Annotated in this window: 2 pseudogenes; both read right to left on the reverse strand. The window is 66.8% G+C overall.

Annotated elements, in window-relative coordinates:
- A pseudogene (locus AB0M20_RS44235) lies at window positions 1-656 on the reverse strand (hypothetical protein); the annotation flags it as partial.
- Window positions 657-1,170: 514 nt separating this feature from the next.
- Window positions 1,171-1,269: pseudogene (locus AB0M20_RS44240) on the reverse strand (relaxase/mobilization nuclease domain-containing protein); the annotation flags it as partial.

Genomic DNA, 1,269 nt, shown 5'->3' on the forward strand with positions numbered 1-1,269 from the left:
AAGACGAGCAACGCGCCCAGGATCAGCGCCGGCCCGAGCAGGCTCGGCGTGCTGTCCGGCGTGGCCGCCGTCGGGTCCAGCGCGACACCGCTGTCGTCGGCCGGCGGCGGGATGAGCGCCTCCTCGGACTCGTCCGGCTCCGGCGTCGACGGCGCCGGGGCCGGCGAGGAGGCGGACGGCGACGGCGCGGCGCCGGACCCCTCCACCTTGCTGGTCGCGGAGGTCTGGGCGAGAAGGGTACGGCCGGCGTCGAAGGCCTGCGCGTTGAAGGCGACCCGGCCGGTGGGCGTGTCCTTGTCGAACCGCACCCGGTACCGGGCGGTGACCGTACGCCCGCGGCACAGCTCGCCCGGGTCCAGCCGCACGTCGGTCAGCCGCGCGGTCGACCCTTCGGTCCGCACCCGCAGGGGGAACGCCCCGTCGTCCTCGATCCGCTCGACCTCGACGTCGTCGATCGCGACCCCGTCCACGGTCAGCACCATCGACCAGCGGACCTTCCGGCAGCGCCCGTCGTTCTCGGTGGACACCACCGCCTCGACGACCTCGGCGTCGTCACCGGCCTCGAACTCGCCGGGCAGTTCCGTCATCTTCACTTCCACGCCGTCCACCTCGGCCCGCGCGGGCGAGGGAAGCAGCAGCGCAGCGGTGGTGCTCACGGCAAGGGATAGCAGCAGGGCAGCAATGCGATGCCGCACGGCAATCATCTCCTTACGCAGAGTGTTTGCGGCCTCTGCACACCAAGTAGTTCGCAGCCGGGGGACGAAAGGTTCACACGGTGTCCCGGCTCACTCACCGGAGCACTTTATTTTTGCCTTAGCTGAGGGTTTCGACTCCATGTTCGGGCAGCTCAACACCCTTGTTCAGGAGTGCTATGGCGGGGCGTCCGGAACCGCCGGGCAAAGTTCTCGCCGAAGGTTCATCCGAACCGGCCCGGCCTACGTAGATGGGGGAGGGCACGAAAGGACCGCCACCCAGTGTGTAGAAGTGCAAAGGAGCAAACGCGGTCCCCGGCCTGTCAGAACTGAAGCGCGGGGCACCCCCCACGGGTGCCGGCGTCCCGACCGCCCACCGACGGACGCGACACCGCTGCGGAGAACGAGGAGTCAATGGCCCGGACGAAGCTGAAAGAACGACCCGCCAGTCGTGTGGCAGTGCCCATGGACGCCACCGGTGGACTTGAACACCATTCTCTTTGCCATATAAAGCTCGTGTTTGCTTAAACGATGATTTTGCATAATCTATATCACAATTTAAGCCACTTTTTTCTTC

Source organism: Actinoplanes sp. NPDC051633 (assembly GCF_040681735.1).
Lineage (GTDB): Bacteria > Actinomycetota > Actinomycetes > Mycobacteriales > Micromonosporaceae > Actinoplanes.